Below are 358 nucleotides of genomic sequence, written 5' to 3'. Positions count from 1 at the left end.
ATTGTCATATCATCTAAAAATTCAGCTTAAAGTTCTACATCCTGCCCACGCCTGCGGTTTCGCTGCTGCACATTCATGGTGAGCTCCTGCTTGGGGGCAAGAATCTTTTCCAGAAAGCCGCGCACCAGTTCGGGCGCACGGTGGAGAGCATCCAGATAGGGTTTCACGTCGTACCACAGGTCGTGGTACTTGTTGCTCCAACGAACGGCCTCCTTCTTGGCGGTGGAAAGTTCTTCTTTCAAGCGGCGGTTCTCCACGTCCATCATATAGCCGTGGTCGGCTTGCTTTTTCAGCTTGGAAAATTCTTCTTCGGTCAGCGAGTAGTTACCGAGAAAGGTGCGTTTGCCGATATAATCCA

1 pseudogene is annotated in these 358 nt (G+C 51.1%); it reads right to left on the bottom strand.

Annotation, left to right across the window (positions count from 1 at the left end):
• Positions 1-26: 26 nt before the first annotated feature.
• Positions 27-358: pseudogene (locus DXB44_RS14955) on the bottom strand (recombinase); the annotation flags it as partial.

Source organism: Faecalibacterium sp. OM04-11BH, from assembly GCF_003482185.1.
GTDB lineage: Bacteria > Bacillota > Clostridia > Oscillospirales > Ruminococcaceae > Faecalibacterium > Faecalibacterium tardum.
The sequence above is the reverse complement of the archived record's forward strand: the minus strand, read 5'-3'. Positions and strand labels throughout refer to the sequence as shown.